Source organism: Rahnella sp. R3(2024), from assembly GCF_042920125.1.
Lineage (GTDB): Bacteria > Pseudomonadota > Gammaproteobacteria > Enterobacterales > Enterobacteriaceae > Rahnella > Rahnella rivi.
Genome location: NZ_JBHGBU010000003.1, coordinates 70478 through 92482 on the forward strand (window position 1 = coordinate 70478; position 22005 = coordinate 92482).

18 protein-coding genes and 3 pseudogenes are annotated in these 22005 nt (G+C 50.6%); 8 read left to right on the plus strand and 13 right to left on the minus strand.

Annotated features, from left to right (window positions below; genetic code table 11):
* Positions 1 to 50 precede the first annotated feature (50 nt).
* The gene (locus tag ABSH60_RS23660; protein WP_390976569.1) at positions 51 to 1067 is read right to left on the minus strand and encodes a zinc-binding dehydrogenase; all 1017 of its coding nucleotides are present in this window, start codon (positions 1065 to 1067) and stop codon (positions 51 to 53) included.
* Between the two features lie 91 nt (positions 1068 to 1158).
* On the opposite strand from ABSH60_RS23660, the gene ABSH60_RS23665 reads away from it, so the two are divergent.
* From ABSH60_RS23665 to ABSH60_RS23675, 3 genes and pseudogenes are all read left to right on the plus strand, one after another.
* Positions 1159 to 2061, plus strand: a complete 903-nt coding sequence (locus ABSH60_RS23665; protein WP_390976685.1) for a LysR substrate-binding domain-containing protein — start codon at positions 1159 to 1161, stop codon at positions 2059 to 2061.
* Positions 2062 to 2365: 304 nt separating this feature from the next.
* On the plus strand, positions 2366 to 2872 hold the full coding sequence (locus tag ABSH60_RS23670) for a DUF4865 family protein (protein ID WP_390976571.1): 507 nt from the start codon (positions 2366 to 2368) through the stop codon (positions 2870 to 2872).
* 160 nt (positions 2873 to 3032) lie between these two features.
* Positions 3033 to 3209, plus strand: a pseudogene (locus ABSH60_RS23675) (isochorismatase family protein); the annotation flags it as partial.
* A 115-nt stretch (positions 3210 to 3324) separates the two neighbouring features.
* Here ABSH60_RS23675 and ABSH60_RS23680 read toward each other — a convergent pair.
* Positions 3325 to 4215, minus strand: coding sequence for an oxidoreductase (locus ABSH60_RS23680; RefSeq protein ID WP_390976573.1), 891 nt, complete (start codon positions 4213 to 4215; stop codon positions 3325 to 3327).
* Positions 4216 to 4388: 173 nt separating this feature from the next.
* On the minus strand, positions 4389 to 5294 hold the full coding sequence (gene gcvA / locus ABSH60_RS23685) for a transcriptional regulator GcvA (RefSeq protein ID WP_390976687.1): 906 nt from the start codon (positions 5292 to 5294) through the stop codon (positions 4389 to 4391).
* Between the two features lie 313 nt (positions 5295 to 5607).
* On the opposite strand from gcvA, the gene ABSH60_RS23690 reads away from it, so the two are divergent.
* Together ABSH60_RS23690 and ABSH60_RS23695 are read left to right on the plus strand one after the other, a co-directional pair.
* A complete protein-coding gene (locus ABSH60_RS23690; protein WP_390976575.1) occupies positions 5608 to 6231 on the plus strand; it encodes an MSMEG_1061 family FMN-dependent PPOX-type flavoprotein in 624 nt (207 codons plus the stop codon).
* Positions 6232 to 6488: 257 nt separating this feature from the next.
* Positions 6489 to 6899 carry an ASCH domain-containing protein gene (locus tag ABSH60_RS23695; RefSeq protein ID WP_390976577.1) on the plus strand — a complete coding sequence of 137 codons (411 nt, stop codon included), beginning with the start codon at positions 6489 to 6491 and terminating at the stop codon, positions 6897 to 6899.
* Positions 6900 to 7063: 164 nt separating this feature from the next.
* Here ABSH60_RS23695 and ABSH60_RS23700 read toward each other — a convergent pair whose 3' ends face one another.
* From ABSH60_RS23700 to ABSH60_RS23710, 3 genes are all read right to left on the minus strand, one after another.
* A complete protein-coding gene (locus ABSH60_RS23700) occupies positions 7064 to 7558 on the minus strand; it encodes a 2-thiouracil desulfurase family protein (RefSeq protein ID WP_390976579.1) in 495 nt (164 codons plus the stop codon).
* 160 nt (positions 7559 to 7718) lie between these two features.
* Positions 7719 to 8369, minus strand: a complete 651-nt coding sequence (locus ABSH60_RS23705; protein ID WP_131638883.1) for a DUF2268 domain-containing putative Zn-dependent protease — start codon at positions 8367 to 8369, stop codon at positions 7719 to 7721.
* 181 nt (positions 8370 to 8550) lie between these two features.
* Positions 8551 to 9468, minus strand: a complete 918-nt coding sequence (locus tag ABSH60_RS23710) for a LysR substrate-binding domain-containing protein (RefSeq protein WP_390976581.1) — start codon at positions 9466 to 9468, stop codon at positions 8551 to 8553.
* 103 nt (positions 9469 to 9571) lie between these two features.
* On the opposite strand from ABSH60_RS23710, the gene ABSH60_RS23715 reads away from it, so the two are divergent.
* Complete coding sequence (locus tag ABSH60_RS23715) at positions 9572 to 10780, plus strand: MFS transporter (protein ID WP_390976583.1); 1209 nt, start codon at positions 9572 to 9574, stop codon at positions 10778 to 10780.
* Positions 10781 to 10960: 180 nt separating this feature from the next.
* Here the strand turns inward: ABSH60_RS23715 and ABSH60_RS23720 are convergent.
* Positions 10961 to 11531 (minus strand): annotated as a pseudogene (locus tag ABSH60_RS23720) (dihydrodipicolinate synthase family protein); the annotation flags it as partial.
* Positions 11532 to 11621: 90 nt separating this feature from the next.
* Here ABSH60_RS23720 and ABSH60_RS23725 point away from each other — a divergent pair.
* Positions 11622 to 11873 (plus strand): type II toxin-antitoxin system Phd/YefM family antitoxin, encoded by a 252-nt coding sequence (locus tag ABSH60_RS23725; protein ID WP_390976585.1) that lies wholly within the window; start codon positions 11622 to 11624, stop codon positions 11871 to 11873.
* Positions 11870 to 12157 carry a type II toxin-antitoxin system RelE/ParE family toxin gene (locus tag ABSH60_RS23730; RefSeq protein WP_390976587.1) on the plus strand — a complete coding sequence of 96 codons (288 nt, stop codon included), beginning with the start codon at positions 11870 to 11872 and terminating at the stop codon, positions 12155 to 12157. The genes ABSH60_RS23725 and ABSH60_RS23730 overlap by 4 nt, the downstream gene beginning before the upstream one ends.
* Positions 12158 to 12698: 541 nt before the next feature.
* Here ABSH60_RS23730 and ABSH60_RS23735 read toward each other — a convergent pair.
* From ABSH60_RS23735 to ABSH60_RS23760, 6 genes and pseudogenes are all read right to left on the minus strand, one after another.
* Positions 12699 to 13108: pseudogene (locus tag ABSH60_RS23735) on the minus strand (type II toxin-antitoxin system HicB family antitoxin).
* Between the two features lie 102 nt (positions 13109 to 13210).
* The gene (locus ABSH60_RS23740) at positions 13211 to 13477 is read right to left on the minus strand and encodes a helix-turn-helix domain-containing protein (protein WP_390976589.1); all 267 of its coding nucleotides are present in this window, start codon (positions 13475 to 13477) and stop codon (positions 13211 to 13213) included.
* Between the two features lie 133 nt (positions 13478 to 13610).
* Positions 13611 to 14339 carry a hypothetical protein gene (locus ABSH60_RS23745; RefSeq protein WP_390976591.1) on the minus strand — a complete coding sequence of 243 codons (729 nt, stop codon included), beginning with the start codon at positions 14337 to 14339 and terminating at the stop codon, positions 13611 to 13613.
* Between the two features lie 432 nt (positions 14340 to 14771).
* A complete protein-coding gene (locus tag ABSH60_RS23750) occupies positions 14772 to 15875 on the minus strand; it encodes a Replication protein (RefSeq protein ID WP_390976593.1) in 1104 nt (367 codons plus the stop codon).
* A 58-nt stretch (positions 15876 to 15933) separates the two neighbouring features.
* On the minus strand, positions 15934 to 16137 hold the full coding sequence (locus ABSH60_RS23755; RefSeq protein ID WP_346637741.1) for an Hha/YmoA family nucleoid-associated regulatory protein: 204 nt from the start codon (positions 16135 to 16137) through the stop codon (positions 15934 to 15936).
* Positions 16138 to 16193: 56 nt separating this feature from the next.
* Positions 16194 to 21962 (minus strand): AAA family ATPase, encoded by a 5769-nt coding sequence (locus ABSH60_RS23760; protein ID WP_390976595.1) that lies wholly within the window; start codon positions 21960 to 21962, stop codon positions 16194 to 16196.
* Positions 21963 to 22005: the final 43 nt, after the last annotated feature.

Sequence of the window (22005 nt, forward strand, 5' to 3'; positions counted from 1 at the left end):
TGGCATCAAGCGCTATCGGCGAAATGATCATAGATGGCAGGATGTGATATTCAAAAGTTTGTGAGGACAATTTTGCCCTGGAGACTACCTGACGAGGCGCGCTTATGTGCAACTGATGCCATTGCTAACGGGTAGATACTGTCAATGACGACCTTGATAATTCCTTTTTCCAGAAGGCGTCCTGCTTCTGATAGTTGCGCACCACTGGAACGCACTTGCGTTGTTGACACAGTGATCCTTTTTTGTGCGGCCTCAATCTGTCCAGAAAAACCCAGGGGATTCACAAGAAATAGTGCGCCGCCCTGCCTGATGCAGCCTAGAAAGCGCTCTGCGTGCGTTCCGCCAACAGCATCAATGACAAGATCGACATTTTTTACTGCACTCTCAGCAGCTATTTTGGTGTAAACGATAAACTCATCCGCACCCAGAGCGCGCAAAAGCGCTTCATTACGGGAAGAGGCCACTGCAATCACTCGCGCACCTTTCCACTTGGCAATCTGAACAGCAAGGTGCCCTACGCCTCCTGCAGCACCATTGACCAGCACCGTCCGGCCTTTAAGTGGAACAGGTTTATGCAAGAAGGGTTGAAACGGATTTGGCGCGTCATGACCTACTTCGACAAGAAACTGCCAGGCTGTGAGGAGTGACATCGGAGCACCCGCGGCATGAATATGTTCGATTCCCAGAGGTTTTAACGCCAACTCTGATGCGGGAACGCTCACATAGTCGGCATAAGCCCCGCTACCAACCATTACCTCATCAGGAAAACGCACCATCGAATAGACTTCATCTCCAATGCTGAATGCGGAAACATTTTCCCCGACTGCTGCTATGACACCGGAGACATCAGTTCCCAGGATGAGCGGGAAGCGAGGATCCGGCCACCATTCAGGCGGAAGCGCCCGAAAACCTTCACGCAGATACCAGTCTGGCGGGTTGAGACTTGCCGCATGCACCCGAACAAGTACTTCATCACATCCGATAGTTGGTCGGGAGGTATCTTCATACTTAAGGTTTTCTGGGCCACCAAACGCATGTAGCTGTACTGCTTTCATCATTTCATTCATCACAATCTCACTCCAACAGGGATTCAGTTGCCAGAGGGTATGACGAATTTTGATGATTGATAATGGGGTTGGATTTCGCTTTAATGTTGCCATGAAGGAACAAATCGGTTTTGAAAGACTTACTGGTCTGATTGCATTCGCTCGTGCGGGATCGCTCGGCAGCTTTACCGCTGCTGCTCGCTCGCTGGCAGTGTCACCTTCAGCGATAAGTAAGAGTATCCAGCGACTGGAGCAGCGTCTTGGCATCACATTATTCACCCGAACCACACGTTCGCTGGTGTTGACTGCTGAAGGCCGTGAACTGCACGAGCGCACGCTGAGATTGCTACGCGATGCTGAGGAACTTGAGCAGGTAGCCATGCGATCGCGTGAGGAGCCAGCAGGAACGTTACGCATTGCGGCATCGTTTCCGATTGGTCTCCATATGATCGCCCCTGTACTTCCGCAATTCTGTGCACTTCACCCAAAAGTGACCATCGACTTAAAGCTGAGCGACCGCGTAATAAGCATTGTTGACGAGAGTATTGATATTGCCATTCGGCTCGGCGACCTCGCAGATTCAAATCTCCTGTCGCGTCGCCTTTCGCCGTATCAGATGGGTTGTTATGCTTCGCCTGATTATTTGGCCAGATGCCCACAGCCAAGACACCCCAATGAACTCATTGGGCATAAAACGGTTAATCTGCGATACCAAAATACGGGGCAGATTTTTCGCTGGCCATTCCGGATGGGAGAGCGGGAGATTGAAATCGTGCCATCATCTACTGTCATCGTCGATGCAAGCGAAGCCGTTATCGCAGCTGTTGCCGCCGGAGCCGGAATAGGAATGGCGACGAGTTTTATGGCTGCTTCTTGGGTAAAACGCCGGGAGTTAATTCCCATCCTGACGGATTTTTCTGTAGAGCGGCATAATATTTCGGCAGTATGGCATGAGAGCCGTCGTTCAAACTCTGCTGTACGAGCGTTTATAGATCTCATGCTTGAAGAGTTCTGAATTCTCTTAACCTACCCTTATAAGAGTAAATACCCTGAGGTAAGTCGTGTCCGCTTTTGGGAGTATGGCCTTTACGGATTCATCATAATCCATACCGTTCTTTACCCCGGCGATTCCCTAAGAGAATCTTCAAACTTGTCTCAGAAAACATCCTGAAATACGAAATTATTCATCCTGAAAAATTCCATTTTCAGGGTAAAAGCATCGGCTCATAATTACGCTATGGATAACCGCCGGATATTTTCGGCAGAAATTAATAACTATCCGTAAGGATGCAATACTTCATTTATTTTCAGGAGACATTATGATTATTATGCAATATCGTTTTACTCTTCCTGCAGATTACGACATGGATATTATCCAGAAACGAATTCGCGACAATGCCGCAAAGTTTGACGATTTCCCTGGCTTATTGTTTAAATTCTTTCTCTTCTCCCGGAAAGATGAACTATCTCAACCCACTAAAGAAAATAGCTATGCTCCGCTATATGTCTGGAAAAGCGCAGATGCGATGATGCACTTTTTACAGAGTCAAAGTTTTGTAAAATTGACGCAGGATTTTGGCTGGCCGCAGATTGATACATGGCTTTCTCTGCGTACTCCCTCGCTCAGCGACGTCAAAAATATGACTTATCTGTCGATAGAAAAACAGGCTATTGAATCGCATAGTGATTTAGAAGTGCTAACCCGAACAGGTCAACTTTGTGCCTGGGATGTCAGTCGCTGGCAGTTATTAAACGTTGCATTTAGTATTTCCCCGCAAGCCAATAAGGAAAACTACCGGATCGGTTATATCGCAAGTGTCTGTTAGTGGTTCGAACCTGTCAGAATAAAAACTCCGTCAGCAGTGAGCGAAGTATATTCGTCTAAAATCAAAACATAGGTTTTATCCAGATAAGTGCTAGTTTTATTCTCCGCCAAACCGGACGGGGCCTGTTCTCCGTTCATGACAATTTGAATGGAGATACGTCATGCCATCATCTAAACGCGCTCTTTTAATCATCGATATGCAACAGGGCCTTTTTAGGGCTTCAGATGCGCCGTTCGTCGCAAGCATTATTCTGTCTAACATCTGCCTGCTTATTACAAAAGCGAGGCAGGCTGAAGTGCCGGTGTTTTTTGCACGCCATATCGGCCCCGCTGATTCACTCTCTTTGCCTGATTACGCCGCCCATCCGGCGGCTTATTCTTTAGGCGTCTGCTTCGGTACGAAGCACTTATGCCGTCGCACCTCGCATACGCATACTTTTTTCGTTAACGATTTCAACCAGGCCCCTCACTACCAGCCGCCAGCAACGGTACCAGCACGTCGCTGATGGGCGTAGGGATGCCCTGTAAGTGACCATAGCGCTGTACCACGCCGTTGCGAATAGCCCACTCCAGTGGGCGGTTGGCCTGGCGGTCGGCGAGAATGGAGGTGCCCAGATCCGCCGGGGCATGATGAAAGCCGTTAACGATCTCCTGCGGAACGTTATCGTTCAGTACTGCACCTTCCGCACGCGCTACCGTCAGACACTCACGCAGATAAGCCAGTGCCAGTTCAGTGATATCCCCGCGTGAGAACATCCCGGCACGGCGATTCGCGAGAACCATCAGACCCGCGACCGCATTCTGCAGCAGTTTACGCCAGGCGATCGAGAGAAAATCGGATGACAATTCAACGGTACAGCGTGTGCCGCTGAGCGCATCGACTACCTGTTGTGCTTGCGGCACATCCGGTAGCGTCAGACGCGGTTTGGCGCGCAGCCGGACAGAAGCATCCGGCTCGCGCTGTGCCGGGAACCATACGACCGAAGGCAGTACCTTTGCCCCATTGACGTAGGGTTCCAACTGGCTTTTCTGCTCAACGCCGTTTTGCAGTGCACACACGACAGTGTTTTCATCGCACAACGCGGCCAGCCAGTCGTCGCTGTCAGCGACCTGGGTGGTTTTCACCGCCACAAATACCAGATCGAACGGATGACTGATCGTTGATGGATTGCTCAATACCGGACCTGGCACCACAACTTCACCGTCATCGTGACGCAGAATCAACTGCGGATGCGCGGTTCGCCCGCAAAGCAGTGGCGTACGGTCAACTTCGTACAGCAAAGCGGCGATCGTAGTACCAATAGCGCCCGGACCAATCAGAGCAATAGTGGGTTGGTCAGACATCTCGAATTCTCCTGATTTGATTAACCCATCATCAATGTGCTGCCAGCAATCGCTGTGCAGGGCAGCGAATAACATAAGCAAAAAACAAGACCGATCATCTGCTGATGCTAAACAGCACATGACCAGATTGAAAGTGAAGTGTTGTCATCCTGGTATGAGCAAATACTCATGCATTAACGGTAACTGAGCTGTGCATGTTTTGATTCTGCCAGTAACCAGCTACGGAATTTTATGATGTGCGGCTGCATTTCGATGCCTCTCGGACAGACAAAGTAATAGGCGGCCGGGGAAGGAAAAGGTACGTTAAAGAGCCGCACCAGACTGCCATTGTCGATCTGTTTTTCAACGTGTCCGCTGCGCGCTAATGCAATGCCCTGTCCCAGTAGCGCGGCTTCAATCGTCATATTTGTGTCGGCGAAGCGTACGCTTTCGTGCAAAACATCAGTATTTACGCCAATCAACTTAAACCAGACGTCCCATTTTGGCACCAGATCCGCACCGTCACGTGTCAGAAGCGGGTAGCGCAGCAGTTCGGCAGGTTCACAGGGTGTTCCAAAGCGCTGTAATAGTGCCGGGCTGGCAACCGGAAACAGTTGCTCACGAAACATAAATTCCGTGTGCAGCGCTGGATAATTCCCGTGGCCGAAACGGATCGCCACATCGGAATCTGTGCTGGCGAAGTTAATCGCTTTATCCGTACTTTCAAGGGTCACCAGAATCTCAGGATGCAAGCGCGCTAAACCCGGCAGGCGTGGTAACAGCCATTTCAGCGCAAAAGAATATGTAGTGTTAACCCGCAGTCGCACACGGCCTTTTTGTTCACGAAGATCGGCAAGCGTTGTTTCCAGCTTGCTAAAGAATTCGCGCACAAGGGGGGCGAGCGCAGCGCCTGCAGGCGTCAGGCTAAGGGTTTTGCCACGCTCGAAAAGCTGCAGTCCCCAGATTTCTTCCAGGTTTTTCAACTGATGGCTGACAGCGCTTTGTGTAATAAAAAGCTCTGCTGCTGCAGAGGTAAAAGTAGTGTGGCGGGTGGCAACTTCAAAAGTGCGCAGTGTGGCTGTTGGGGGAAGGTCACGCATCATTTTGTTCCAGTTAATGAGCTAAAACTCATACCACGATATGGCGGATCCTCAGCAAAAGATACGGCGACAGAGAGATAAGAAAAGCTAATGGGGCAGCGATGAGCTAAAACCCTACGCTAACCTGGAAAATAAATTCTGGGTACCTCCGGCCAGAATATCTGGACTGGTCGCGGCAATTCACTGTTTTCATGGCGTCATTAAGGCACTTCTGCACCTGGACACTTATTAGCCATAAACATGGACAACCAAAAAGCATCAGCTATAAAATCTCAGCATACATTCTGTTTTGAAATCAATGGAGGTGAATAAGATGGCTGACGAAAAGATGCTGATTACTGACAGTAATGAGCTTGAGCAACTTTACGGCGCGGTAGCTAAACCTTCTTTAACGAAAGTGACTGACTTTATTCATCCTGCCTACCGACCGTTTATTGAGGCATCCCCGTTTGTGGCGCTTGCGACATCGGGACCGGATGGTCTTGATGTCTCGCCAAGAGGCGATCCTGCAGGTTTCATTCATATCGAGGACGATAAAACGAACCTTTTGCCCGACCGCCGGGGCAATAACCGTATTGATAGTCTGCGAAACATTTTACATGACAACCGCGTTGCGCTTCTCTTTTTAATTCCCGGTATTGGCGAAACGTTGCGGATAAGCGGGACAGCTGAAATCCGTAAAGACCCCGCTTTCCTTGATAAATTCTCAGTCAATAATCAATCCCCTAAAACAGTATTGCGCATTTCAGTGATAAGCGTTTTTTTCCAGTGCAGCAGAGCAATCATTCGCTCAAAACTTTGGGATCCTGCCACACAAGTTGAGCGCCAGGCCCTTCCCAGCACAGGCAGTATTTTGAGTATGATTTCTCAATCAGAAATTGATGGTTTGGCTTACGACGAGGCCTTGCCCGAGCGATTAAAAACCACACTTTACTGAGAGTTGCGAAAAGTGTACCCCGGTACAGTCAGGGGCTTAGCTGATAGCAGAATAAAACGACGCCACTACGAGCGCGATTTGTCTGATCGATTAGTAACGTCCGCTTAAGGCACGAAGCAGAAATGCGGGCGTAAATGGTCCGCTTTGAGCGAGAAGCGGACTAAAAGTAATATGAAAGCATCAATGTAAATTTTCGAGCAATTCACGCTCAAAATATGTATAAAATTTCTTTTTATTAAGATTAAGTAGGACTTTAAATGTCAGCGATTGATGAATTAAAGGTGAAGTATCCAAGCGCTGATGCTTGGCAAATTGGTGATAGCCCAGAACTGGCCAACGAGCTTGCAGACCTTATTAAAAAAGGGATTAAAACGGCCTCATGCGGTTCTTTTGCATCTTACCTACAAGAAAAATATGCACCTGAGATTGGGAGTTATAACATCATCCTTGATAGCCAAGATGTACCGGTATGCGTTATTAGGTTGGTTTCGATGCGACTGGTGCGTTTTTGTGATGTTACCGCCGACTTTGCCCGAAAGGAAGGTGAAGGTGATTTGAGCCTTGAGTATTGGCAGAAAGAACATCAGCGGTTTTTTACTCGTGAAGGTTATTTTTCTGATGATATGGAGCTGATCGCTGAAGAATTTGAAGTTGTTGAGATTTTATGAATCGGACAAAGTGTCTACATTTCAAATGAGAAAAATATCGTAGCGTTTTACCTACTGCAACTTATATAAAGTTTCGCTCCTGGCACAAATCGGCCTGAGAAAGTGTGACATCAGTAATAAGCAAAAAAGCTGACATCTTTTCGTATCTCAATGAAAAAATATGTTCAGCGTTCTTTCTCATCAATCCAAGCAATGAGATCGGCGAGCCTATTCTCAGAAAACACGGCTATTCCATGTTCAGTGAGCAGAGACGCTGCGACTCCCATGCCTGACTTACGTTGGCCACTAAATGAACCGTCATAGATGAATTGGCTACCGCATGTTGGACTGCCGTCGGTTAACAGCGCAGCGGTACAACCTGATTCCCGAGCAGTACGTAGTGCCAACCAGGCGGCAAGCTGGTAGTGCTCAGTGACATCCTGCCCCGTAATTTCAAGTATTCTGACCTGCGCCTTCTTTACGTCTTTACCATCAGTACAAACAATCTCAGCTGGGGGACGTGGGATTGGCAACCCGGCGGCCAGTTCAGGACAATGGATCACAAGACGCTGTTCTTTCTGCCAGCGCTGCAACTGATCGGTCATTTGTGCTTTATCGCTTCCGTCATAGCGCACTTTGAACCCCACCAGGCAAGCACTGACCAGTATTTTATTTATCATCGTTATCGTATATCTGGGCAAATGAATACTTCGATTATAACACCTTCGCTTTTTACATAAACATAGCTGTGGCAACGCAACAGGCGGCTAAGAGCGAGAAGCGGACATCAGTATTTTTTTGTTCTTCATTACAAAAACACCCCAGTGATAGCTACCCATATCACGGCTCTTCAGTCCGAAATAATGACTTGAATGCTTTTGCATTCACGTTCGTAAGCGTTGAAGCGCGTAAATGCGGATTAGCTAAAAGGAATCTAGTAACCAGATTAAATCCTACGGTATATCCAAGCCATCTTGGCAAGTTACTGGTTCCATAAAACCATGCATTGTGGTCGTAATCGGTGCGATCCCAATCTTTTCGCGTCCGGAGGATATGCGATTGGACTTCTACTTCATTAAGGGACTCCCATGGTTCAGGCTCCCCACCGAATAGCTCAAGGGTAAAATGTCCCGCCAGCCCCTCAGATACAATAGCTTCCCCCAGAGTGAAGCCGTACCCCGGCCCGGCCCATCTTGCTGCATGATGAAGTTCATGAGCAAACATGCGCTCTAGGGAATTATTATGATTAGAACAAAATGAAAGGTTTTTAGGATCAACCGTTATATACACTATACCTGGTTCAGGGCTATATCCGAGATGCCCTTTCTCAGGAATAACCTGCGTCCCAGCTTTAACGATAATATCCAGAGAGGGAAGATTTATCAGCATTCTTGCTTTTGCATATGTTTCTGTCAGACAGGTATTAAGCCATTCACTGTGGACTGTCAGTTTATCCTGCGCATTTAAGATATGAAGTTTCATGTAAGACATGATGTAATTGCCCCTTAAAATCCTGACTGTTCTTAGTATTGCTTCACCCCGTTAGATAGGTCCAGCAGTACGGACGTCCTGACCCTTATAATGGCCCATGTCGGCTGTGAGCGAACAGCAGACATTCCGCATTTAGAGACCATTGTAACACCGGGACTCTCTGTGGCTGTTTAATGTATCCTTAGGTCGCTAAGGATGTATTGCTCAAATTCTGATGTATGTATTCAATAAGCGCTCGTGTTTTAGCGGGCAAATAACGCCTGTCTGAATATAGTGCGAGCAATTGAAGTGGGGCTGGCGGTTGTTCAAACTTAATCTCGATCAGCCGTCCATCGTCGATGTAGGGTTGGCAGGCCTGTTTTGATAGAATAGCAAAACCTACACCCGCTACCGCTGCGCGTCCTGCCATCTCTCCGCTGTTTACCCGGTAATGGCCTTTAACCTTAATCGTCTCGAATCCCCCCTTTTTATTCACAAACTGCCAGGGAGCACCTTTAAGTGCATTTACCGTGGTAATACAGGGTAATGTTTCAAATTGCTGTATACGAGAAGGGATGCCATAACGCTGAATAACGGAGGGGGCTGCAACGATGGTGCAAGGAATAGTTACCAGATGACGGGCTATGTAATCACTATCATCCAGTTGGCCACGGCTCACAATAATGGCTAAATCCAGATCGTCTCGCAGGGATTCAAGACCAGACAAATTTGTGACACAGCTAATTTCCAGATCCGGGTGCTGGCAGGCGAAATCGGCAATCACAGAACCCAGCAGTGCAGGACCTATTTCATTGGGAATACAGATACGTAGTGGCCCCTTGAGCTGCATCTGCCGCAACGTTAATTCTGTTTCAGTTTGTTCAAGCGCTTCCAGTAATGGCTTCGTCCGGGTATAGAGCAGGTGCCCCGCTTGTGTGAGTTTCATATGTCGGGTGCTGCGCTCAATGAGCTGAAGATTCAGTCTGTCTTCTAACTGAGAAATACAACGACTCACGTTTGATGTCGGCATTTCAAGGACTTTAGATGCCCCAACAAAACTGTCTCTTTCAACCACCGCAATGAAAACTTTCAGGGTATTAAAATCAAGAGTTGGCCGCATCAACTATCCCATAAATGATAACAATATGTGCCAGTTTTACCACCTACTGAACAACATTGATAGCAGTTAAACTCAGATATCTTTCATCCACAGGTCGCTTGCTATGTCATTGATCACACCAACGTTTAATCATAAAGCCCTCATCCGGATAGCGGTTGTCATTGCGTTTATCCAGTTCACAAATGCACTGGAATATATGATGTTCAACCCTGTTTTTGCTTTTATGGCAGCAGACTTCGCCGTTCCCGTATCATTCTCAGGCTACGTATCCGGCATGTATACCTCCGGGGCGGTCTTGTCGGGAGTTATCGCCTTTTACTGGATTGGTCGTTTTAATAAGAAACGTTTTTTAATCGCCAATATGGCACTACTCTGCCTACTGACACTTTTGACGACATTTACCTCCAGCTTTAGCCTTCTGCTTGCATTACGATTCAGCGCAGGACTGGTAGGAGGCACAACAATGGGGGTGGGTATCAGTATATTGATAAATCTCGCCCCGGCTAACTTGCGAGGAAAAATGTTGGCGACGGTCATTGCATCTTTTTCGATGGTAAGCATTGTCGGAACGCCCACGATACTATTTGTGTGTGCTCATTACGGCTGGCATGTCGCTTTGTGGTTAATCAGTACGCTGTGTTTGTTGGCATTGCCACTGATTGTTTCCATCATCCCTAAGGATCCAGTCTCTTTCGACACACCCCACGCAATGCCTATCGACGTTAATACTTTACTGTTCGCTTCCAGTAATGCGCTGGTACAGTTTAGCCCGATGCTGGTCATTCCTGTTCTGGTACCATTAATGACCCAGCAACTGGGGGCCTCTCAATACCTGCTGCCAGGGCTATTTTTCGCCGGGGGCGTTGCAGGATACCTGTCAACAAAAATGACAGGCGCGTTAACTCCGCATTTTTCTGCTGTGAGTCTGGCTACAGGGTCAACTTTCGTTTTTTTACTCGCTTTGCTAATACCTGTTATGGGCTATTCGCATCCGGCGCTATTTATTATTTTATTTCTCGGTGCATCTTACAGTCGTCTGGTTTCCTCCTCGGCGGTGAGCATTCAGTTTCCTGATGACAGGCAGCGAGCGGGATTCTCTTCATTGCAGTCATCAATAATGTACCTGATCACAACGGTCGCATTTTTTCTGTCTGCTTTTCTATTACCTGGGCACGCCATAGCACCACAAAATATGAACACGTTGCTGGGGGTTTGTGCAATATCCGCATCAGGGTTCCCCATTGTCGTTATCATTCTGCAAAAGAAACTGGCTAAGCGTACGCTCCAACCGAATTATCTCATCAATGATTAGCATAACGTCCGCTCCTGGCACAAATCGGACCGTCATACCTGCTTAAGTCACTGGCTTAGCGTAGGATATTTTCCTTTTTTTAAGCGGTCCCCTTAATGGTTGTTTCAGACTCGTCGGCGGGTAAAAAAACTGCGGTAATTGTTTCAAAAGGACCGGTAAACTGCCAGTCCTGCGGAGAGATTACTTCAGCTCCAGCGTCCTTATAACATGGGCAATATCCGCGATATCGCCTGCTGACAACGGTTGCAGAGGTCGAGGCAGGCAATCCATGTCGATAAGGCCAAGCACACCAGCGGCAGATACTTCCGCCATGTTTACGGAACACGACCACAACGGATCAAGGCGGGTTGTCAGGGCAGTAACGCGTTGATGATCGTTTGCCCCCCGCTGCTTCAATGATTTGTTTCACCATCTCAGGGAACAGACCTCCGCACACGGAGTACCAGATCTCACAGCCAGCATTTAATCCCAGTCCGGCAGAAGCATCACCATTGATACCGATTGTCACTTTCGGGCGAAGATGTCTGCGTAGAGTATCCACCCTCTCAGTCGCTGCAGCCTGGCTATCCGGGACGTCTGAGATCTTGACCGAGTGAACACCCTCAAGTGATGAGAGACGACCATGTAGTTCATGCGTAAAGGTAAAATGCGTAGTGCCCGGATTATCATAGATACACACCGGTACAGACACGTGCCGGGTAACGGTCTCAAATAGTGAGAAGACTACTTCGTCACGAAGTGACTGGTAACTATAATAGGTGGTTTAAGTAAAAAGACCTGTTAATAGGTCTTTTCATCCCTTAAACTAAAAGCTGTCAAAAGGTCTTAGTCGGGAAGCAACATGCCAAATATTATTCTTTGCGACACCAGTGCGAGCATCAGCGAACTAAAAAAAAATCCCATGGAAACTGTAGGGGCAGGTGACGGCTATCCTGTGGCCATCCTGAACCGCAACCAACCTGCATTTTATTGCGTGCCCGCAAAATTATATGAACAAATGCTAGATGCGCTGGATGATCAGGAATTAATTAAACTGGTTAATGAGCGATGCAAAGAGGCGCTGGTTGACGTGGATTTGGACCATTTTGCATGACATACACGATTAAGTTTCGTGAATCTGCAGCCATAGAATGGGACAAGCTTGATAAGGCGCTTCAACAACAATTTGCCAAGAAACTGAAAAAGTGTTGCGAAAATCCTCATGTACCTTCGGCCAAACTTCGCGGGATGCCCGGGTGTTATAAAATCAAACTGCGCGCATCGGGCTTCCGTTTAGTCTACGAAGTAATTGATGACGTCCTGATTATCGCAGTCGTAGCCGTTGGTAAAAGAGAACGCAGTGACGTCTATCAGTTGGCCAGTGAGCGTTTAAAATAACGTCCAGTGCAGATTTTTATGCCCGCCAGGGCATGCAGTCGACAGTAAATCTTCTTGGCAAACCGACGATCATCTGTCCCGGGCATCCTCAATCCCCCACTCTGCCTGCCAGACGTTAACCAACGTAATACCTCCACAGAACTTTAGGTACGCCGTCGGAGTGGTCACGGCAAGGCCTTGGCCGCAGCCGTGGCGTATCTCCGCGTTGGCGCCCTTTGGGCGCTTACGGGCGTGTTCCCCACAACCCAAACCGACATTCTCACAGCAACACTAAAGTAGTAGTTACAACATCCGTCTATTAAAGCGGCACTGATCCCGGCCTTCGGCCGGGGCGGCGCGGCTTTTCAGGGCGGTCGGGTTCCGCTCAGAGGTTACCGCTGTGCACGGTGCATTGTTGATGGTCAGCTCGGGAGCCTCAGATTTGCACGGAGTAGTTGAAGAGGGTTATGTGAATGTTGTAACTAATAAGGGCGCAGAACGGATGTTTTAGATAAAGAAAAACCCGCGGTTATGCGGGTCTTTCTTTGACTGGAAATTTAAATTACCCAGATTTAGCGATACGTTCTAATGCCACTTGGGCTAGAAACCCAGAACGGGATTTAAAATCCGGGTGTGTCGATACACACCGATCAATCCTGTCAATCAGAGATTTAGGCAGCGTTACGTTGATTTTCTCAGAGCTCCCAGTAGTCGGGTCACATCCATATCAACCATCGCCCAGGTATACCCTTCGAATTCCGGGTTCTTCGCCAGGTCACTTACAGAGGAAACAGAAGGGATATCCCACCCTTTTTCTACGAGGATCTCAATATGGCCAGTGATCGCCTCTTTGGCTTTCGCTATTGCCTCCTCCATGGTATCACCCGCAGAAAAACAACCGGGTAAATCAGGAACAGTAACGCCATATGCATGGTGTTCGTCACCAGGTTCTATCGCGATTGGATATAACATAATTTAAGCCTCTTCGAGAAAGCCGGTATTAAATTCCAGCTTATTTCCTGATGCTCTTAACCGTTTTAATAGATGTGAAGATAAACAAATGGACTGATAGCATCAGTCCATAGTGAGTTGTTCAACTATGCATTGGTACAACTGAGCCAGACGTTCGATGTTATCTTTTCGTGGATCCTCAGACTTCTCGAACTGAGATACTGCGGCTTGTTTAATCCCCAGTTTTTCGGCAACATCCTTTTGGGTCAGACCACGGTAAATACGCCAGGCGGCCTGAATAGTGACATCTTTACTCAGCATGATTTCGACAATTTCATTTGGGATCAGGACGTCATCATGTTCATCAGTAAATAATTGAATGCTTTCCAAAGGAACTCCCGTCGGGTTCAGGTGAAAATACCTAAAGATATGTATAAGGTCGTTCATTGAACCTAAACATAGACAGTACTGTTAAATGCGTTGTACCGGATTGGCAACGAAAGTTGTTTATCCGATTATCCGTTCAGTCTGTGATGTCTTCTGCAGGGTAACCTTCGTAATAGAATTGCATCAGATATTCTAAACGCGTTGCCTCATCATCAAGGTCATTAGCGAACAACAACTCGACAATATCCACCATCTTTCGCTCGTCATCCTTCATAATGGCGACAAACTCAGCATTATCTTGATGTTGTTCAAAATAGAATTCTTCGAGCTCTGAGAATGCTTCCGTAGGATCGAAGTCCTGCCCGAATTCCTGATATAGACCTTTGATGGTGTTTTTGAACGAAGTAAGATCGGCGGAGGCCACGGATTGTAACGCCGAATAATCAGGATAAGCGCCGGCGCAGTTTCCGTTGTTATCACGGTAGATGATCGCACCGTATTTTGTATGAGCCAGTGAAAATGCAGTATCCCGGTCTTTTATCGGGCCATCGTGCACATCGCCCGCAAACACGTACCAGTCCCCTTCTTTAAATATCCCGTCATCTTCCGGTTTGACGGCATCTTTAGGTTGAAAAAGAGAACAAACCTGGTCAAACCAACCTTCAGCGTTGACCTTCTTATCGATGTGCCCCGTCCACATTTCACCATCACTTATAGTAATTCGCCTCGGCGTAATCTGGGGTTCGCTGTTTTCATTTTTGGCAGGATATAAGCGGAAATACCGGCTATCTATCTGTGCCTGTTTAATTTTATTGGCTCTTTTTTTCTTCAGCTTCCGTTTCTGATCATTCGTCATCTTGGCCATAAGCCCTCCTTTTCGTTCATCTTAACCATACATATTTAACGGGTAAACAAGATGTGTAAAAAATAGTCAAACTGGTATCTGAACGGGGATACCCGTAACGAAGTGAAGGGTAGAACTCATTTTGTTTTGAAGTGCGGATTTCAATACCGCACTGAAAACACTCCCTTTTTAAAGGACTTCTTTTGTTCAGAAATTACGTTCGAAGTTAATGACTGAAGTCGTACCGTCGACGAAGTTAATTTTCGTACATGTGGGGATTCATCGTTTACCGAGTGGATATGCGTCACTTTGAAGGCAAAATTTGCGGAATTTATCGGTCGATAACAGTGTTAACAGATAAAAGCTAAGAAATGCGGGTATGTATGTGGGATCAGGATGTGAGCAGTCCCCATGCTGTCAGCACGGTGAAGGAGATGTCCATACTCGGTAGAGTTAACGGTTATTGGCAAGCTCGAGCAATAACCGGTAATACATTTCAGGGTCGGCGCTTACCAGTCCCGGATGTGCACGCCTGAATGACGCTTCAAGAGTCATTGCCTCATGGGGCATGACACTATTTGACCACTGAACCCAGGCTCTGTAATACGGATGCTGCTGTTTACGCTTTCTGTTCAGTGCCCGTAGCTGGATGTCTTTGTCATCAAGTAAACGATCGATGCGTGCATTATATTTATTTACCCGCATTTCCAGCTCACCTTCAAGGGTCGCCATAACAGTCTGCTTAAGCTCATCGAGATCCGGGCTGACAACCCACCGTTTGATTTGCTTCAGCCGGTTGCGCAAGGAATGTTTTCTTTTGAGGTCCAGACCGAAAGCCTCAAGGCGCAATAAATGGTGCTCGTACTTTTTACGCAGGCTTTCTGTCAGCCCTTTTTTAAGCGCCCACAATTTAAACTTACCGAGCCACTCTCTAATTTCTTCGCCGGCGATCCCCCGCGAGGTAAAAAACTTATCGGCCAGCCAGATCCGCATCGGCTTGTTCTGCCCAGCATCCGGATCTTTGTCGTGATCCACAATGACATACCCCATCTGTTCCATAACAGACAACGCTTCCCGCGGACTGTCATAAGCCTTCCGCCCGTTCTCATAGACATGCAGCATCCCTGCCGCTGCTGCAATCCGCTCAAAAGGCATCATGATTTCAAAGCAGTAGTCACTGTCGGGGTTATAATCACAATGCGCGGCCATCGCCATGGAAAGGACCGTCAGTGTTTCACGGATCTCTTGCCTGGCCCTGATGCGCATGGGTTTCGGGACAAAATTTGGATTGTTACGTTTAGTGTAGGGAACATAACCTTTGCGCCTGAGAGCGATAAGATCCAGATTGCGGTGCCAGTCGTGGTTCTGAACGCGAGCCACCACTTTCGACGCGGTCCCTCTTGGAACGGCACAGCAAAGCTTAGGCGTGTAACGCCGGTGAATTTTGGAGCGCCCTTTGCGAAGTTTGTTAGACTCACCGCGCTTGTTTTTAACCGGTGTTTCTTCCCTGAATTCAGCAGTGCCACCTGCCGGCCCTTCCTGCTTTATATGACTCATATTGCGTTCACCCTTCCCTGACATAAGATTCCATTAACTGCCTAGCTCTGCCACGTCTTCAGTCAACCTGTTGCCAGACGGCTTTGGGTATCCGGTCAAACAATCTGCCGGTGATGATTTCAGCCCGCCTGTGATCAGCTGCCAGTTCAAACTCATTGACCCATTCCTGAGGCAGTCGCTCCCTTTGATGACTGGTGACCAGCTCTAATGTGTGCAGCTTTGTGCAACGCCGCAGTTGCAGTAAAAAATCCATCTTCGTCATTGTCTGCCTCCTTTTAAGCACTGCCGCTGCCAGTCAGCGGCCGGTAGTTTTGTAATTCACTCACCGAGCGTTTTTTCAATGATGATTTCGCGTTCCAGTTGCTGAAGTTTTGTCGCCGACCGTTCCTGAATTGCGACCTGTAAGACGGCACGATCCTGACTCAGATCTGCAAGATCTGATTGTTTCCCTGCGGCTTCAGCCAATGCCTTGCTGTCTGGCTCAGGTAATGATTTCGCCTGTTCTGCACGAACAGCATCAGCGGCAAGGCGTAGTTTTTCTTCCTCTGGTAACACGGCAGCGGCCTGTGCTGCTTTATCCAGCGCAGCCTGCTTCTTCTCATCTTCTGAGGGGATAAACGGCAGGGGATCGCTTTCAGATTGCTGTTGCGCCTGGCGAAGAACATCGTCATCCGTGGCCAGACGACTGCCAGTGATGCGGGGAAGGTTGTGAGGAATGCCTGAACCAGAAAGTCGGACAAGTACACCGCTGTCCGGATGCTGACGGGCTAACGCCAATCCTTCCTGAATATTGCCGGCGACGTGGGTATCGCCATTCCGGCTGACCTGCAGTCCGGCAAACCGGGCATCATCACTGCCCATTACTCGCGGCGCACCATCCAGCCACGCGCCGCCGCCCTGCGGCATAAAGCGCACCTCATCGAGATAGACACCGGCGCGTTTACCGTTGCTGTCCCAGACCGGCAGTGCAATATGGGGCTGCGGGTACTTCTTCCCGGGGGCGATAAATTTCGCCATGCTCTCGCCGGCTTCCACACCGCTTGTCTGCAAAAGCTTTCTCCCGAGCGGGGTGTCCTGTAATGGCGTTGCCGTGGATAACAGCTTTTCGGCCACCTGCGCGGCACGGTCGGTGTCATGGTGCAGCAGATCATGCGCAGAGTGGCGACCAGCCTGCCGGTCGAGCTGTTTCAGCCAGCCCTCACGGTCATCCGTGAAGACCTGCACGTGCTCCTTTGCGCGCGACAGGGTCACATAACCCGCTTCACGTGTGGCCATCCGTTTACGGCCACCGTCAGTACCTTCCAGCGTAATGACATACCGCTCACTGGCACCCTGTGCCCCATGCGCCGTGACCGCGTAGGCCAGATCGATATGCCCATCTTCGACCAGGCGCCCCGGCTCCAGTACTTTTTCCTGTTCACCGTTAGTCAGCGTAATCCGGCCGCTGTTTTCCAGTTTGCTCACCTGCCACTGGCTGTTGGCCACATAGCCCCGCTCGTTGTCGCTGCGGGTAAAACGCATGCGGTCGCCGGTACTGACGGTGATATCGCGGGGGACATACAGCGAAATATCCTGCGTACTGTTTTCGAAATTGGAAATCACCGTGGGTTTACCCGACGCATCGGTCAGCGTCACTATCCCCTGCCCGATATCCACATCGCTGACCGTCATATGCTGATTGTTCATGACGGCCACGTGTCCAAGGTAGTCACTGAATCCGCCGGCTTTACGCAGCGCATTCTCCGGGACGCGCGCAGGCTCCAGCACGGTCAGCGTCAGTTCGCCCCTCCCCAGCTCACCGTTTTTTTTCAGCGCATCGTGAATACTTTGGTTAATGGCATGGCGGTCGGCGTTGAGGTGTGCAACGACCAGCGTTTGCGTCTGCGCGGGCGGCGTACGCCCTGCAAAATCACGGGTGATCGCATCGATAACGTCTGCGGGTTCATTTAAGGAAGACAGATCTGCGCCTGGACGATCGTCTGCCGGTGATTTGAATTCCATGACCGAGGAGGCCGGCGCCCACGCATCCGTTTTACGATGGATTTGTGCAGGCGACACGGCTTCCACTTTCTCCAGCGCGCCTCTGGCATCACCTTCGATCATGCTGTAGATAGCCGGGCGCAGTTCAGGGGTCTGACGCACAATGTCCTGCATCACGGCGGTATCAACAGGGCTGCGACTCTGCAGCAGACGGAACGGCTGGCCGGGTTCAACAGGCTGCAACTGCGCGACGTCGCCGCTGTTAATAGCACGCCCGCCCGTATCGGCAATGCGCTGGTAAAATTCGGCCATGTCGCGGTTGCCCACCATCGAGGACTCATCCACCAGGAACAGCGTATTGCCGTAGTCGGTCTTCTCTCCGGCCAGGTTCTTCTGACGCTCCTCGCTCAGAAACGATGACAGCGTCTGTGAGCGCACGCCCACCGACTGCATTTCATGCACGGCGCGGTGCGTCGGAGCCAGACCAATAACCTCCGGCCGCTGCGACGCAGGCAGGCTGTCGAGCGCCGCCATCACGGCTTTAAACTGCGTCGTTTTACCCGTGCCCGCGTATCCCTGTATGGCCACAAAGCGGTCGGGATTTTCGAGGATAAGTTTGGTCGCGGCCTGCTGACCGCCGGTCAGCCCGGCGAGGTATTTCTCCGGCACGGCGTCCATCAGCGGCGCGACGGCACCTTTCCCTTCCGCGACGGTGCGGATGATAGATTTCTCCATTTCGTAGGTGATGCGCGTCACAATCAGACCACTGCCGGCACCGGCGACGGGTGACAGACTGATCAGGTCACCGCTTTTAACCTGCCGGTCGATTTCAGCGCTGGCCTCAGACACCGTCACGTCCGGCGACCAGCCGAGCGAGGCGGAAATCAGGTTGGCTTTGCTGAACGCGATATTATGTGACTGCGCCTGGCTGAGGCCCAGCATGACCGACTGCGCTACCGGTGTGTTCAGAGAATCGCGGTTTTTCAGCATGGCAGCATCGAGGTTTCGCTCACCGGCCCCCCCCTTCACCTGCTCGCTGGCCACCCTGAAGTTGGGATTGCTGACCAGCCTCTTTTCCGCCCTGTCCTGCGGGAATGCGGTGTAAATCGTCGCCTTAGACCCGCTGAGGGAAAGCTGGTTGAGCGCGGCGGTGTTGAGGTCGCGGGTGCCGGTGGCGGCCAGCACCACCTGGTTATCGCTGACGCTCGCGCCCAGCCCTTCCACCAGCGGAGACGCCAGCTTCAGGGCGCGTGAGGTATCCAGAACCAGCGATGTATCCCCTTTACTGACTACGACGCCACCTTCCACAAAGCCGGTGACCGTCAGGCCGTCCCGCGCTTTGATTTTGCCTTCCAGCTCGCGGCCCACCACCATCAGCGGCTCCCCGATGGCGACCGGCAGCGTTTTATTCGCAAAGGCGCTCCAACTGCTGTCCAGACCGCTGATTTTCTCCACCCGCACCTCCCCGGTCTCTGAAACCAGACGCAGGGTGTTGGTGGTGTCGGTGACGCGGTCGACGCGGTATCGCGTCATGGTTTTGGTGTCCTTGTCCCACTGCTCCATCACCATTCCTGCGCGGTAGGTGTCGCGCTGGGTGCGGGTTTTGCCGTCCAGCCAGACCGGTTGAATAACGGACATCTGGCGTTCGTCTTTGCCCAGCTGGCCGGTCGCCTGCAGTTCTGCCCGGATAGCCGTATTGAGTAGCGCCTGTTCGCGCGGACCGCTGGCCTGTGCCACCACCGGCTGATCTTCGGCCTTAAGCGCAGCATAGTCCTGAGCCAGACGGTCATACCGCTGGCGTTTGTCGCTCTCAATGACTACTGTGGTCAGTGTTTTCTGCCCGTCATAAAACCGGTACTGCGGCACGTCGGCGTCTTTGAGCACCGACAGGGCATTGCCGGTGCCGGTGCGGTTTTCAGAATCGATAAACAGCATTTGCGCGCCCTGCGCCTGGCCTTTTTCAAGGATGAGCAGCGTTTCTTTCAGGGAGAGCTTTTCTGCCTGAGCCACAACCAGCGTGCTCTGCGGCGGCAGCGTCAGGTCGGCGTTCAGCGCGCTGCGCGACATCACCTTTCCGGCGAGCTGCGGGTCAAGGGAGAGAAAATCCCGTCCGCGGTTATCTGCTGCCAGAACGACCACGTCCCGCCCGTTCTCACCGGCCAGCAGAATTTTCTCTTCAGCCAGTTCAGCCGCATCGGCTTTCTTCATCTTAAGAACGTCGCGCGATGCACCGCCCAGACCTGCCTGAGACAGGCTGTCAGAAATCTGCTCTTTGCTGATACGCCCGAAGAAATTCGCCTTGGTCGGCAGCCACCAGTCACGCAACGTGAAGCCCAACAGGTTTTCCACCGGCTCGAGGTCTTTACCCGCCTTGCCGTCTTTGTCGCTCAGGCGTTCTGATGCCCCGCCCAGCGTTCTGGCAAGGCAATAGCCCATTACGTTAATCAGCGCCTGCGTGTCCCACGTCAGCAGCCAGTCCCAGCTTTTATGCCAGTCCTGTGGTAAAAGTTTCTGCCACGCGTCGTGCATCGCATTCAGGTGCTGCATGGACAGACCGTCGGCAGACGTCGGCGCATTGTCGAGCATCAGGCCGGTTTTGACATGCAGGGTTACTTTGAGGGTCGACGGGCTATAAGACCGGTGGTCGAAGGTTGACTTAAGGCAGTCATGGACAAAAATCACGAGTGCCATCTGCGGTTGTTCTGCCAACGCAGCCTGTACTGCCAGCGTTCTTTCGCTGGAGAGGCTTTTTGCCAGTACCGCCGACAACGATTTCCCCTGCGGCTGCTCTGTCGCGTCAGAACCACCTTCGGTGCGGATGCTGGCAATGGTGTGGTTCACACCGGCTTTTTTTTCGACTTCAGGGATATCGCTTCGCAGCATCACGCCACGGCGCACGCTGATAACGTTACCACGCAGGGAAGCCACCACCCCGCCGTTAGCACGCACATCGTCAGTCCATGCGCGGTTCTCAGCGTTTTGTTCGATGGCAGACATTTCGGCCTGACAGACGTCAGCGGCCTGTTCCAGCGCGTCGTGGTCTGCGTCATCGCTGTCGTCCTGCTCAGATAATGCCTCCAACTGCTTATCCAGCGCATCAAACCGCGCACTTTCCTCGGGGGTCAGTTCACCGTGAGGCAGGTTGAGTAACAGGTATTTTTGCGCGTCGTCGCCGTAGGTGCTGATGCTGTCAGTGCGTCCCTCTGACCATTTCCAGCCCTCTGCCTGTGCGATACCGCACGCGACTTCGGTGAGTTTCTGGCGGGTTAAAGTGTCGAGAAGAACGGTATCGCTGATAAATCCTTCGTCCGTGAACAAATCAAAGCGGAACCCGCCCCCAGCCTGTTCGTAAACCTCCCGACCGACAAACTCCAGTAAACGGTGACCTTCCGCAGAGACTTCGCCTCTGAGCACCGCCTCACGCAACTCTTTCGGATTGCGATAATAACCATAGGCATTTTTCCAGACGTCCAGCTGGCGTTCGTGGTCTTCAGAGGCAGACAGTGCCTGCAGCTGGTCAACGTTAATCTTATCTTCAGCCAGTTCAGCAAGCAGCGCCGTTGCCATCCCTGCAAGGCTCAGGAATTTCTGGACGTGTTTAGTGCTGTACCCCATCAGGCCACCGATTTCTGCCGCCGTTTTGCCGCTGGCACTGATGCAGGCGAACGCCATAATCTGGTCAGACGGATGCATGCTTTCGTGCTGGAAGTTCTCGATGGCTGAAACCACCTCAGCCACGTCATCGCTGACGGTTTTCACCGGCACGGCGTAATCCGGTGCGATCGCCCCCTCGTTCAGCAGGATACTCAGCGCACGAAAACGGCGTCCACCGGCGGCAGCACCCAGCAGCCCATCAGGCAGGCGGTGAACGATAAGGTTATGCAACACGCCCACGGCTCTGATGCTGCCCGCCAGTTCCTGTAATTTTGCCGCATCCGGCTCTGCTTTACGCACATTCAGCGAAGACAGAGACAGCTGGCTGAACGGCACCATGTCGACCGGCGTATTCGCCAGCGCCTGTTCGACGGCCTCAGTAACGACGGTATTTTTAGACCGTTTGGTGGATTTACTCGCTTTAGATACTGCTTTAGACTCGTTAACTGACATAATGATGATCCTTTGCTTGGTAGTGATTTTGTCTGCCGGACGA